This window comes from Bradyrhizobium sp. BLXBL-03 (assembly GCF_051853015.1).
GTDB lineage: Bacteria > Pseudomonadota > Alphaproteobacteria > Rhizobiales > Xanthobacteraceae > Bradyrhizobium > Bradyrhizobium manausense.
The window spans coordinates 2,063,071-2,075,524 of record NZ_CP182470.1; the positions used below are offsets into that span (position 1 = coordinate 2,063,071).

14 protein-coding genes are annotated in these 12,454 nt (G+C 57.8%); 8 read left to right on the forward strand and 6 right to left on the reverse strand.

Annotated features, from left to right (window positions below):
• Window positions 1-193 precede the first annotated feature (193 nt).
• Both ACNJX9_RS09855 and ACNJX9_RS09860 read left to right on the forward strand, forming a co-directional pair.
• Window positions 194-1,270 (forward strand): NUDIX domain-containing protein, encoded by a 1,077-nt coding sequence (locus ACNJX9_RS09855; protein ID WP_439408610.1) that lies wholly within the window; start codon window positions 194-196, stop codon window positions 1,268-1,270.
• Between the two features lie 130 nt (window positions 1,271-1,400).
• The gene (locus tag ACNJX9_RS09860) at window positions 1,401-1,868 is read left to right on the forward strand and encodes an NUDIX hydrolase (protein ID WP_439408611.1); all 468 of its coding nucleotides are present in this window, start codon (window positions 1,401-1,403) and stop codon (window positions 1,866-1,868) included.
• A gap of 125 nt (window positions 1,869-1,993) precedes the next feature.
• Here ACNJX9_RS09860 and ACNJX9_RS09865 read toward each other — a convergent pair whose 3' ends face one another.
• The 3 genes from ACNJX9_RS09865 to ACNJX9_RS09875 all read right to left on the reverse strand — a co-directional run bounded on the left by ACNJX9_RS09865 (window position 1,994) and on the right by ACNJX9_RS09875 (window position 3,639).
• Window positions 1,994-2,875: a hypothetical protein gene (locus ACNJX9_RS09865; RefSeq protein WP_439408612.1), complete on the reverse strand. Its 882-nt coding sequence runs from the start codon at window positions 2,873-2,875 to the stop codon at window positions 1,994-1,996.
• A gap of 222 nt (window positions 2,876-3,097) precedes the next feature.
• Entirely contained in the window at window positions 3,098-3,364 is a 267-nt protein-coding gene (locus ACNJX9_RS09870) for a hypothetical protein (protein WP_439408613.1), read from the reverse strand.
• 137 nt (window positions 3,365-3,501) lie between these two features.
• The gene (locus tag ACNJX9_RS09875) at window positions 3,502-3,639 is read right to left on the reverse strand and encodes a DUF3072 domain-containing protein (RefSeq protein ID WP_439408614.1); all 138 of its coding nucleotides are present in this window, start codon (window positions 3,637-3,639) and stop codon (window positions 3,502-3,504) included.
• Between the two features lie 283 nt (window positions 3,640-3,922).
• On the opposite strand from ACNJX9_RS09875, the gene ACNJX9_RS09880 reads away from it, so the two are divergent.
• The 4 genes from ACNJX9_RS09880 to ACNJX9_RS09895 all read left to right on the forward strand — a co-directional run bounded on the left by ACNJX9_RS09880 (window position 3,923) and on the right by ACNJX9_RS09895 (window position 5,487).
• Window positions 3,923-4,189, forward strand: a complete 267-nt coding sequence (locus tag ACNJX9_RS09880) for a hypothetical protein (RefSeq protein ID WP_439410038.1) — start codon at window positions 3,923-3,925, stop codon at window positions 4,187-4,189.
• Window positions 4,190-4,481: 292 nt separating this feature from the next.
• The gene (locus ACNJX9_RS09885) at window positions 4,482-4,826 is read left to right on the forward strand and encodes a P-loop NTPase fold protein (protein WP_439408615.1); all 345 of its coding nucleotides are present in this window, start codon (window positions 4,482-4,484) and stop codon (window positions 4,824-4,826) included.
• Entirely contained in the window at window positions 4,769-5,122 is a 354-nt protein-coding gene (locus ACNJX9_RS09890; protein ID WP_439410039.1) for a P-loop NTPase fold protein, read from the forward strand. The genes ACNJX9_RS09885 and ACNJX9_RS09890 overlap by 58 nt, the downstream gene beginning before the upstream one ends.
• Complete coding sequence (locus ACNJX9_RS09895; protein ID WP_439408616.1) at window positions 5,110-5,487, forward strand: hypothetical protein; 378 nt, start codon at window positions 5,110-5,112, stop codon at window positions 5,485-5,487. The genes ACNJX9_RS09890 and ACNJX9_RS09895 overlap by 13 nt, the downstream gene beginning before the upstream one ends.
• 1,027 nt (window positions 5,488-6,514) lie before the next feature.
• On the opposite strand, the gene ACNJX9_RS09900 is transcribed toward ACNJX9_RS09895, so the two are convergent.
• Complete coding sequence (locus ACNJX9_RS09900) at window positions 6,515-7,018, reverse strand: hypothetical protein (protein WP_439408617.1); 504 nt, start codon at window positions 7,016-7,018, stop codon at window positions 6,515-6,517.
• Here ACNJX9_RS09900 and ACNJX9_RS09905 point away from each other — a divergent pair.
• Together ACNJX9_RS09905 and ACNJX9_RS09910 are read left to right on the forward strand one after the other, a co-directional pair.
• The gene (locus ACNJX9_RS09905; RefSeq protein ID WP_439408618.1) at window positions 7,017-8,135 is read left to right on the forward strand and encodes an amidohydrolase family protein; all 1,119 of its coding nucleotides are present in this window, start codon (window positions 7,017-7,019) and stop codon (window positions 8,133-8,135) included. The two genes, ACNJX9_RS09900 and ACNJX9_RS09905, sit on opposite strands and share 2 nt — an antisense overlap.
• Before the next feature lie 110 nt (window positions 8,136-8,245).
• Window positions 8,246-9,232, forward strand: coding sequence for a Bug family tripartite tricarboxylate transporter substrate binding protein (locus ACNJX9_RS09910; RefSeq protein WP_439408619.1), 987 nt, complete (start codon window positions 8,246-8,248; stop codon window positions 9,230-9,232).
• Here ACNJX9_RS09910 and ACNJX9_RS09915 read toward each other — a convergent pair.
• On the reverse strand, window positions 9,163-10,035 hold the full coding sequence (locus ACNJX9_RS09915) for a GntR family transcriptional regulator (RefSeq protein ID WP_439408620.1): 873 nt from the start codon (window positions 10,033-10,035) through the stop codon (window positions 9,163-9,165). The genes ACNJX9_RS09910 and ACNJX9_RS09915 overlap by 70 nt on opposite strands.
• Before the next feature lie 685 nt (window positions 10,036-10,720).
• Entirely contained in the window at window positions 10,721-12,361 is a 1,641-nt protein-coding gene (locus ACNJX9_RS09920) for a recombinase family protein (RefSeq protein WP_439408621.1), read from the reverse strand.
• Between the last annotated feature and the right edge of the window lie 93 nt (window positions 12,362-12,454).

Here is a 12,454-nt window from a genome sequence, read left to right on the forward strand (position 1 = left end):
ATGCTGCCTCTGATTCAAACTGAGCATCAACAATGACGAGAGCCTTCCGGTAAACTCCTTCAAGCAATTTAAAAATGTCATTGGAGCTGGTTCAAGAGACCAATGTTGTCCGTAGGCTGGTTGTATAATGAATAGCATCGCGCTCTGGAATTGGCGCGCATTTTTAACTACAGGGAATAGTGGGAGCAGATTGATGGCTGATGGTTGGAGAGCGGCGAGTATTCTGTTCGCCGACGTCAAGGGCTATAGTTCCCTCAATGATGCGCAGATGCGCATTTTTTCCGAAAAGGTTTTGGATATCATTGCCGATCGAATAAAGGATTTGTCCATTCGCCATTGCAACACCTGGGGCGACGGGATCGTCCTGGTGTCCGATCAAATCGCGGAGATATGCGAAGCGGCACTCACTCTGCAGGATCTCTTCAAGAACCTGCGGTGGGCGCGGCTGGATTTACCCAAGCTTGATATACGGATCTCGGTGCATCACGGGGAGATGAGGGAAGGCGACGATCGCCTCACGGGTAGACCTGGATTTTATGGACGCAGCGTTGTTACCGCTGCTCGGATCGAGCCTGTCACTCCGCCGGGCAGAATCTGGATAACCGAAACAGCAGCCATTCTTCTCAAGCAACATATGGAAGGTGAGCGCACCTCGGAAATGGACTATTTTGCAATCGATCCGATCGGGGTGATAACCTTGCCGAAGAGACATGGCCAGCTGACCATCGCCGGCTTGCGTCGCTCGAGCGATCCACCACTATCGGCCGAAGAACTGGCATCCATCCAGGAAGCAGAAGCTTTGCGTCTCGGCATGCGCGACAAGACGACGAGGGATCGGGGACTGGCCGAGGTCATCGAAGAAACCAATGTGGCGTCGTTTCGTATTGTCATCGGCATTGTTTGCAGTGAGGGCAAGGTTCTCCTTGTGAAGCGCAACAAGAACAACGAAGGACTAAACTGGATGTTTCCTTCGGGGAAGAAGCTACCCACGGACGTCGAAGTCGACGTCATTGAGAAGGAAGTGCAGGAAGAGGCCGGCATAGCTTGCACTGTAATAGGAAAGATTGGGGAGCGCGTGCACCCCCTGACCAAATTCCACTGTGTCTACTACCATCTCGAACCAGCCGGCGATCTGCAGATCATCAATGGAGATCCCGTAGAAAACTCGGCCGTCGAGTGGACGCCCATACTCCGTGCAATCCGGGCCGTTGGAGCCCACCTTTCCCCCGAGGTTGAGAAGTTCTTGAGGACGCAAGCGCTGCCGTCCTAATGCGCGGATTTTATTTGAAAAATCCACCGAATGCACCTCGTGATTGTGGTGATGCATTTTTGCATCTGGCTGAAGGAAAAGCGGCCGGTGCTCTTGCGAAAACGGCGAACCGCGCGTAGTGAAACTGGGATTGATCACATTGCCCGAATGCTGGTGGTCGAGCGCGATGCGGAACAAGGGCGACTGGAAAAAAGTAGCGTTGGCCGTCGTGGTTCGCGATCGCGGACCATGCCGGGACGTCCTTGTTATCGAGCGCTCCAACGATGACCAGCACTGTCCGAAATGGGCGTTTCCTGGAGGCAAGGTCGAGAAGAAGGAAACCGTTCCAGATGCGGCACGCCGGGAGTTGCGTGAAGAAACGGGCGTAGTTGCGGCTGACGCATTTGTCATTGGCAAGAGACGCCACCCGGTTTCAGGAGTCGATGTCCACTATGTCGGATTTCGCGCAATCGAGAGCGAAACCTTGAATCTCACGGATTCAAAAGTTAAGAGAGCCGATTGGATTCCGGCAGACAAAGTGCACGATGTCCTTGGCCCAACTCTTTTTGGGAAGGTGGCCAACTACATATCGCCCCGGCAATTCGCTTTGAAATTTTAACCTGGCTGTCGCCGGGGCTGGCATTCAACGCGAACCCAATTGCGACCGGCAAAAGGGTCGCCGAAAGGCGGCCCTTTTTATGTGCTCGAATTGTCGCCGTGAACTCGTCGATCATGATGAGCCACTTAGGGGCCACAAGAATGATGCAACGTGCTCCGAAGCCTGAACGTACCAAATCTCGAGGATGGGATCGCTTCCGGCTGGTTCGTCGCTGAGGGCGCCGGATCAGTGCGAAGCACGACCAGTTGCGACAGACCAGGTGGCTGGTGGTTTCTTCCCTCCTGCCTGTCTGACACTGAAGAGAACGTCGGTCCCTTCAAGACAAAAAGGGCGTCATGGCTCCAGTGCCATTCGCGCCAGACCGATTGGCCGTTCTCGAAGACCTCGACATTGTTGACCGGTGTTGGAAGATTGCTCAGCGCTTCACCGAGCAACCACTGCTTGGCGGCAGTAATATTGTCGAATTCTCGCGTCTCGATCGGTGCGGCCGGCAGGTTCATGCCCTTGGGGATTACTCCTGTAATCTTCGCCAGAAACATACTTCCCTTCCTCGTCGTCAGCGCAGCGACTTGCGATCGATGCAGTTCGGCAAATTCTGGGTCGTTGTAAAACGGCATGTCTACGAACTGCTCAGGGCCCTGGAAGATGCCAAACTTTAGCTGCCTGCCGTTAAGCAGGTGGGAGAGCAGCAGTCTCAACCCCTGCGGCGTGCGCGGTGACATCAGCGCACCCTGGCCATCATCAACCGAGGTGACATTCACTCCCACCGGCGCGGGGCGGCCGCCGTCGAGAGGCGCAAGCGACAGGCCTAGATCGAGGCCGTCAACGACTCGGAAGGGCGTGAACATGAAAGAGAGGAAGGTGAGCGGTTCGCCGGCGCCTTGCTCAATCTTGCAGTCGAGATAGATTGTGGCGATGTATTTCCTGGTTTTTGAATCCGTGTAGATGAATCGTCGCCGTAGCTCGCCGTCCTGAACCATCCACGCGCTGTAATCGACGCCGACCATGATGCTCCCCTCGGGTTGCGGAGGTTCGCACCTGGAAAGGCTTGAAGGCAAGCCTCTGCCGGAATTTCCTGACCCGGCTTGGGCGGAATTTGCGATGTACTTAGCTCACCGGTCTCGTCGTGATTCTTTGCAGCCGAACTGCCCCGGGCGTGCTGGTATTCCTGGAATGGAAATGCTTCTGCTGGGTGCAGACAAAATCTCCTTGCGTCCAGGTCCGTCCATTCAGCGGTCGGGCAAGCGTTCCGGGCAAGTATCGCCGATCGAGGGCAGCATCTCGTCAATGGCGGCGACGGCCTCTTCAGCTGAAAGCCCGAAAGCCGGTTCTTCACGAGCCAGGGTCCGAGCGCGTTCATGGGCGTGCGGATCGGCGTGATCCTTCATCCAACCATGTTCTTCGCCTTCTTGGATGGCGCCCGCTTCCAGCAAGATGTTGCGGGCCCAGCCTTCGACCGTACGGATCGCGGGCCGCCGCTCTCTCGTCATCAGCATTCGGCTTACTCCTCCATGCGGGAGGAATCCGGATCGGCCGCCTCCCGTTCCGGCGGGCTATCACAAGGCAGGGATTCGCAAATGAAGGAGCTGCGGCTTGTCCACCTGTTCCGCTCACGCCCTGTGGACTGATGCGGCTATTTCTCCAGACCGGCCTGCTCGCGAAGCTGGTCAATCAGCTCAGATGCCTCGGCCTTGGTCAGCTTTCGGCCGGTCGCGGGACTATGCGCCTGCTCACTGAGGGTCTTCAGGTACGAGGCCTGCGCTCCCGTCATCGGGTTATCGCCGGAAACCCAGTCCTCGGGGTCTTTCTCTCGGTGTTGTCAGCCATTTCCACCTCCAGATCGTCTGGCCTTCCAACGTTTAACTTGATTATATGTTCCCTTTTTGTTCTCATGCCGGCTTTCGAGATTTGAGAGCCGGGACATGCCGGACATTGACTTCATCTGGGGTGAAATCGAGCGCATGCGCGCGCAGGTCGGGCGGCAGCGCAGGGAGATCCTTCTGCTCCAGCGCGCCGGTATTGGTACGGCATCGGCCGAAGCCCTGCTCGGCCGCATGCAGGCCAAAATCGAAAATCTCTGCACCCAGCGCGACCAGCTGAAGAAGCTTCAGCCCTTTACGGACAGCACAGATCAGCCGCCGTTTCTCAAGGCCCTGGCCGAAGTGCGGCGCATCGGCGTGCACGAGGGCTGGTGCTATCACCACGTGCAGGCGATCATCGTAGCTATTGATCAGTATGCCGAAGCCGCCACCGGCAACCGCGAATTTTTCTGGAATAGGCCGCATTCAATTGGTGGAAGCCGCCGGGGCGATGGTCTTTGAGCTCGGTGCATTGGAAAAGCTAGTGACCTGAGCAAGCGTTCTTTCCAATCTCGCCTTGCGGCTGTTCGTGACCTATCCTGCAGGCCTACGTAAAGCCATTCTTGACTTGGACGCATTGCGCGATGGCCGTGAAAGACCCTTCTGACGACTCGCCAGGCCAGCCCGAACGCCCTATTGAGCGAGCAAGTGAGGATGCTCTCGGCAGGATGAATTTCGCCCGCCGCCTCGCGAACGCACTCATCGACAAGGGCAGCAGCAAATCTCGCGGCATCGCGATCGGCATCACCGGGGCGTGGGGAGCGGCAAATCATCCGTCCTCAATCTTTTGCGCCAACATATCAAGGAAAGCTACCCGCAGGCGCTGGTGGTCAGCTTCAATCCGTGGCTCGTGTCGGGACGGAATGACCTGATATCCGAATTCATCAGCGAGCTGATCCGCACCATCAACGCCGATCCAAAAGCCAGTGAGCGCTCAAGAAAATTGGTGCGACGATCGCAAAATATGGTGAGCTTATCGCCCCTGCCGCGGCAACCTGGATTCCCCTGCTGGGCCTTATCATCAAAGGCGGGAGCGGTCTTATCAAGGAGGCCGTCAAGAGCGATGAAAGTCTCACCGGGCTCAAATCCCGGCTCATGAAAGAGCTGGCGGCGGTTGATGTTCCGATCGTCGTTCTGATCGATGAACTTGACCGCGTTGAAGATGACGAGATCCGGACCGTCGCTCAGCTGGTCCGGTCCGTCGCTGATTTTCCGGGTATTTCCTACGTGCTGGCTTACGATTCCAAACGTGTCATACAGGCGGCGCCAATGGCTCAGAGGCCGAGGATCGTGGCCGGGCCTATCTCGAAAAAATCGTCCAGCTTCAGATTCCGCTTCCGGTCATCTTTGCCAACGAACTGGCGCATCTCCTGGCAAGTGAATTGGCCGCTTTGAAGAGCCAGCTCCGCCTGCCGGAGAATTTCCAGAGCATCGAGCGCTATCAGAAGCTGGCAAAACTACTCACTGAAGAGGCCATGTTGGCGCAGAGGGCGGACGAGTTCATGAAAGCGGTGGAGCTGGATGACGCAGCCAACCGGAAGAGGCAGGCGAAGGGTATGATTGATTTGGCAAGCAAGCAAGATGAAGCGCCGGAGTTTGCGAAGAGGCTCATGCAATTTGCTACGGAGATAGACAAGAAATATCCGAAGGCCCCCGTACTAAACCAAAAGAAAATTGCAGAAGACGGGTCCATGCAGGATGTCTATGTTCTATATCAGGTGCTCTCAAGCGAGTCCGTCCATCTATCGGCCCATGCTTGAGCCGTTACGTAACCTGGGATAGCGAGGGAGATTTCACGCTGTCCGCCTTCCCTTCCGAGGAGCCGGGAGAGTTGGACGAAACATTGAAGTTTGCTTGTCACGCCGTTCTTGGCGTCTGTGTGGCCGTAAACCAAGCCGTGGGTGGCACGGAAGGTGGTAAGCGACTTCGGACCCTCGCAGATGACTATTGGGCTTTGGCCAAGGCTAGGCCGTCTCACGAACAGCCACCAAGTTGAAATGAGGGTAAAGGTGCTGATTCCGCTCGATGTCGCCCACGATTCCAGAATGATCTCGCCCACCGTTCCGAGATGATCTCGCCCACCATTCCGGGATGATGTCGCCCGGGGGTGACAAGGCCTCTTCTGGCTCCGATATGGTCCCGCCTTTCGGCTTTGCGAAGGGGGACCTGGCTGCCGACGGAGAGGTTTGCGATGCGCCATGCGCGATCGAGCAGTTCCAAGAACAGGTGCTCGGCAACGGTCGGGGCGGTTGCCCGCCTCGTGCGGGCTATATTTAGTTTGGCGGAACGATCGCGGACCGGCTCAGGCCGCAACGAGGGCCGCGGCCGGTTCCATTCCGCTCAAATAGATCAGCAATGGATGGCACCAAATTCGGCTGATCGGGAGAGGTGCGCTCAATTGAGTGCACTGGACTGCACTGTCACCGCAAACACGATGTGGGCGAGCAACCGCCATTAGGTCGTCGGGGAAGGGCGAGTCGGCGACTTACGAGACTTCTTATCGGAATTGCCGGACTGCTCTTTTGCGTAGTTAATTCGAGCGTCGTGCATCCATGCGCCGACCTGGGCCTCGAACTCATTCTCAAGCCCGTGACTACGGAGTGTCATCCTTCTGAGGAGAAGAGTTGAATACGCTGCCGCTGCTACACTGAGGAAAGCCGCAAAGAGCGATAGGACGCTCTTAACTGACCCGTCCCAGAAGTAATACTGAAAGTCACGTAGCATCGAACTTCTCCCGAATCTTCGTAGTTCGCCCGGCGATGTCCGCGTAGATTTGTTCTTCCTCGCTTAGGCGCCGGTTTTCGATACCGACATTCCAGCAATCCAGACACCTGCAAAGACCGCAATCAGGAGAATTGGTGCTCCAGCAGCCAAGCCGATTAATCCGGACGCGGCTAATGCAGTTCCACTACCAATACCATACCTGATGTTGGTAAGCTGGTTTTTTCTCTCAGCGCTTTTGTCGCTACAGTGCCGGGAAATCGTGATGAGGGCGCTTAGTATCTCCGCCTTGGTGTCGGGGTCGTTCACCCCCCTCAGATATTCACTCAAAACGGCAAAAAAAGCGGGCTCATCGAGGGTTTTGCGGATCTCGCGCAAAGCTTTGGCATCAGGCGCCCTGTTAAGCACCTTCTCGATTTCTTCCAGTACTACTTTCGGATTTTGTGCCACCCGAACGTCCTGCCGCTCTGTAGCACAATCTAGGGGATAGCCGAGCAGGGTTTCAATACCTTCTATGCCGGACTGCGGCTTAGAAGTCCTGGTTGGTTTTTGCCGACCGTCGAGGCGCATGATTTCGGATCATTCTCATGTCGGCATCGTCAGGGGCCTCAAGGCAAGTCCGGACAATTATAATCGCGACTACATCCTGTCCCAGCTTCGGCAATGGGAGGCCTTTGGCATCACCACGATCACGTCGCTGGGCCTGAACGCACCCGAATTCTACGATTTGCGAGCGGACCTGCATGCCGGCAAGGCGCCTGGTGCTGATATCTTCGGCGCGGACCGCGGCATCGGGGTCGCAATGGGAGCGCCGCCGGCGGCGATCGTCCCGGTCGGCCCGAGCCAGATCTATCGTCCGGATACGCCGGACGCCGCGCGCGAAGCGGTGAGGGAGATGGCCGGACGCAAGACCGATCTGATCAAGATTTGGCTCGACGATTTCGGCAAGCTGTTGCCGGTCAAGGTGAAGCCGGAGGTCTACACCGCCGCAGTGGACGAGGCCCCCAAGTACAAGCTTCGCGTCGCCTTCCACATCAACGACCTCGAAGATGCACAGGCAGCGCTGAAGGCCGGCGCGGACATCCTGGCGCACGGCATCCGCGACAAGGAGGTCGATCCGTCGACGATCGAGCTCATGAAGAAGAACGCCGCCTGGTATGTTCCGACTCTGGCGCTGGACGATTCGAACTTCATCTTCGCGGACAAGCCGAAGGTCTCGGCCGATCCGTTCGTGAACCGGGCGCTGGATCCTGCGGTGAAGACGCAATTGGAAGATCCGGCATGGCAACAGAAGGTTCATGATGCTCCCGGTTCGGAGCGCGCGCGCAAGGCGCTGGCGATGAACCAGAAGAATTTGATGACGCTTTACAAGGCGGGCATCGGGATCGGGTTCGGATCCGACTCCGGCGTCGGCCTGCGTTTTCCTGGCGTTGCCGAACATCGTGAGCTCGATCTCATGGTCGAGGCCGGCCTCACACCGCTGCAAGCGCTGACGATTGCGACGAGCGGTGCGGCCAAGTTGCTCAAGCTGGACGACCGCGGTGTCTTGCAGGTGGGTAAGCTTGCCGATCTCATCGTGCTCGACGCCAATCCCTCGGCTGACATCGCCAACGTCCACAAGATCTCGGCGATCTGGCATCGCGGGAAGCCGGTCGCAGGGCCCATTGCGACGTTTGCGCAACGATAACAAGGATAGAGCGACGGCGCGCTCGTGCGCCGTCGTAGCCTTCGACCTTCCGTGCACGAACGGTTTTGTCCGAAAGCCTCTGTTCTCGATCATCACCTGGAGAGAAGCTCATGGGAAGGCTCACTCGACGCGCCGTGATCGCGGGCGCATTCGCCGCGCCCTTTGTCACCACGTCCGCCGTCGCCAAGGCTGAGGAATGGCCGGCGGGTCAGATGAAATTTATCATCCCGTTTCCCGCCGGTGGGACGCTGGACGCGATCGCCCGTCTGGTCCAGCCGGGTCTGCAGCAGCGGCCGGGAACGACAATCATCATCGAAAATCGCCCGGGTGCGGCAGGCAGCATCGGTGCGGCGGCGGTGGCAAAGTCGTCGCCGGATGGCCGCACCTGGCTGTTCGTGTTCGATACGCATGCTACTAATCCGGTGACGCAGCCGAGCCTGTCCTATAATTCCGAAACCGACCTCGATCCGGTCATGCTCGTCGGGACGGCGCCGAACATCATCGCCTGTCAGCCGTCGCGCCCATATCAGACGTTGGTCGAGCTGATGGCGGCGTCGAAAGCCAAGCAGGGCGGCTTCGCATTCGCTTCCGCCGGCACGGCCAGTCTTGGCCATCTCACCATGCTGCTGCTCGCCAAGCGCTCCGGTGCGCAGTGGAGCCACGTGGCCTACAAGGGAGCCGCGCCCGCTGTGAACGATGCGGTCGCGGGACATATCGACCTGATCATCGCGGCGACGACCGTGCTCAATAGCCAGATCGACGCCAAGCTACTGCGTCCTCTTGCCCAGACCGGCGCGACGCGCCATCCGACGCTTTCCGATGTACCGACGCTCGTCGAAAGCGGAATCCCCGATCTCGTTGCGACGCCCTGGTGGGGCCTCTACGCGCCCGGGAAGACGCCGAAGCCGATGATCGCACGCTTCAACGCTGAGATGGGTGCGGTTCTGAAGGAAGCCAGCGTCACGGAGCGGATCAACGCGATGGGGCTGACGATCGCTGCGAGCGACCCGGACTACATGCGAAAATTCTACGCGGAGCAGGCCCAGATCTGGGGGCAGGTTGTGCGGGAAAACGGCCTCAGGGCAGAACGCGGATAGCGAGCGGGCACCACAGCCGGCGACACGGTCCTTACACAGTCACGCGCCCGACCGGATTGTTCGGCGCCGCGTCGCGGCGCGGCCGTCCTCGCGGACGCCTTGCGCGAAGCGCGGCTTCGGCGTCCAGGGCGGCCTGATGCGCCGCAGCCGCTTTCGAGCTGCTCTAGCACCTTGAGCGTCGCCTCGGTGCCCATGTTGACGTGATTGACGGCGGCGTTCCACGCCGCCTGCGGCTTCCGCGCAATGATCGCGTCGATGATTGCATGGACCTCGACGGCATTCTCCTTGAGGCGCTCGGGCTGCGACAGAACGATGGGGCGCAGATAACTCAGGCGTGCGCGAATGACGCTCACGAAGCCTCTGACGACGTTGTTGGCTGAAACACTCATCAGGAATTCGTCGAGCTGGTTCTTGCACTCGAGCACCTTGGCGATGCTGCTCGACTTGAAGGCTCGGTCGAGCTCCCGCTTGAGGCGGAGCAATTCTTTGAGTTCCGTTTCCGAAATCTTCTCGGCGGCCGTCCTCGCGGTCAGGCCTTCCAGCATGGCCCTGACCTCATAGTGCTGCCGCGCCTCGTCGGGCGATACCCGCGCCACTACGGGGCCCTGATTGGGGATGTTGTCGACGATGCCCTCGGCTTCAAGCTGCCGCAAAGCCTCGCGCACCGCCGTCCTGCTGACACCCGTCCACGCGCACAGCTCGCCTTCCTTCAACCGCTCATCGGGTTGGAAACGGCCGTCGATGATTGCGGTTCGCAGATTGCTTGCGACCTGTTGGCGAAGCGGCGCGGCCGTTACCGGCACGCGCTGAACTTTAGAATTCTTCACCCAGCAATTTCCTTGTTTGTATTCGCTAATTCAAACACAAACTATTACTATAGTATACCTGTTGTCTATTTTAGGAGGTATGGCTTGCTCGGTAGGATCCGTCATCGGCCGTCCTTGAGCGCAAAGAGATCGGGGGGGGCGCCGAATCTCTCCGGTGTTAACGCGATCATGGTTCCGCGCGGCATCTTGCGACTCACCGAGCCGGACTGGATCGTCTGTCCGATGTCGGCGAGGATATCGGCCGACTATGTAACGTCGATCTCAGCGAGCGGCTGGTAAACTTGGTTGAGGGGCAATCTGGCCGCGCGCGACCGGTGCACACGAGGCTCTGATGGCGCGGGACAGCGAGAAGAATCAAAAGCTTAGATAATACTCGGGAGGAGCGCTCCTAGCTTAGGGTCGTTCGTGCCATCAGCTTGGGAATTTCCTGTTCAACCAATCGCAATAATCGGGTGTTGCGTGTCCGCGCAGACAGTTGTGCGCGCGCAGTGCGGAGAGGAGTGTTCTCCAAATTGCTTACTCGCTCGAATATGGCGGAGCTGAAGTTTCGGTACGGGCGCGATCGCAGTTCCGCGGACAAAGCGAACGTGCTGCTGGTGGTGTGGCGAGGCTGATCAGACTGTAGAGCATTGCTTCGCGGAAGTCTTTTACTTACGTTCGATCAGCGCCGCGCATGAGGGTTCTTCGCCGCGGGCTGCTTTGGTCTCGATAGATTACCGGAAGGCACTCGGGAGGAACGGTCCGAATCAACTACTTGCTTGACGATGCCTCGTGCTAAAGCATTAGCCGTTTCGAACCGAGCAATTCCACGGCGAATGCGAGCCCTTTCAGAAAACGTCATAGTTCGTTTTACCTTCTGGCCAGTCCGCAGCAGTACGTAATCAAGCACCGATTTGTTATGCTCAGCCATCCTGGCCGCGGCAATCCACCCGGGAGGCAAGCGTGCCTCACGCTTGATGGACCAGTACGGCGCGCGGTCTTGCCTTCCGCACCAGAGGGCGACTCGAATTGAGATGTTGACCGATCCATTCACGCGCAAGTAACCCATCTCCTCCCGAGAGACGGTTCGGCCGCCGGCCTTTTGGATGACCGTGGCAATTTGCGAGCCGAGCTTGGCCTTTTGCTCGGCCCACAGCGGGCGCGACTCAAGGAATTCATAGTTTCGCTTCGGAGTGTAGCCGATTAGCCGATACACGTTCATCATACTGCCGAAGTGAGTCTGATAGGTGGAGGCGCAGGGAAGGCCTACCGCGCTAGCGATGATAGCAGAGCTCAGACGTCCTTCCTTGACCAGCGTTTTGCGTAGTCGGGCAAGCATCTCCTCTTCAGTGAGGTCGACACGCCGTTCCTCAATGATCTTCTTCACTTTGAGGAACGTGTCGCGTTCAATGATCGGTTCGATACATCCCTCGCTGGTAATCCAAAGCTCGGGAGGATTGCAGATAGCCTTCCGCCGTAGCTTGCGCGATCGACGGTTAAACGTCAGGTTCCCAATGTAGTTCTCGTTTCTAAGCACCGTGTTAACAGCTGCACGCGTCCACCGACCTTCTGTGCTCGTGAGTATCTCCTTCTGGTTTAGCTCCCGCGCGATAATCACTTCGGACTTTACTTGCAGAAATCGCTCGAAGATCCACCTCACCACGGCTACTTCCTCGGGGATGCCAGGCCGCAGTCGGACGTGATCAGTCGCGAGGTACTTCTGATCCCCCTTCTTCAGCACGCCCCGAGACTGATGGCTCTGATCGACAAGCTCTCGCAGAAGAGCATAGCCAGGGAGACCTCCGAGCTTGAAGCCAAGTCGAGCGAACCGGCATTGCGCCGCGTGGACCTTGGTCGAAAGCTCACGACTGTACTCCGCTGCCATTACGCGCTTGATATTCTTGATGATGCTGGAGAGCACGCTGCCATCATTATCAAATTGCTCCGCACAATACGCGATATTGATGCCTTCCTGTTTGCAGACGAATTCGTAGTACGCGCTTTCGTCAACGTTCTGAAAGCGGCCCCAGCGGCTCACGTCATAAACCAGAATATGACCAAAATCGACTTCCCCTGTTTGAACATCCTTGATGAGCTGGATAAGGCCGGCCCTGTTCTTGATGTGAAGACCGCTCTCTCCCTCATCGCGATAGGTCCGTACAATTGTCAGGCCATGGGCGTGCGCGTATGATGCAATCACTGCAGCCTGATTCTGAATCGAGTATTGCTGCCGTTGTGTCGACATGCGCACGTACTGTGCCGCTCTCAGATCGAGCTGTGATCGCGTCGGATAAGCCTTATAAATGTCGAGGGCGTTCGCCATCACTCTCGCTCCCCAAGGTTACGCTGCCGCGATCAGACATCTATCCGACCATTTCAGCAAGAATCAATTCGATAGTGCCGCAACGACCGGAGC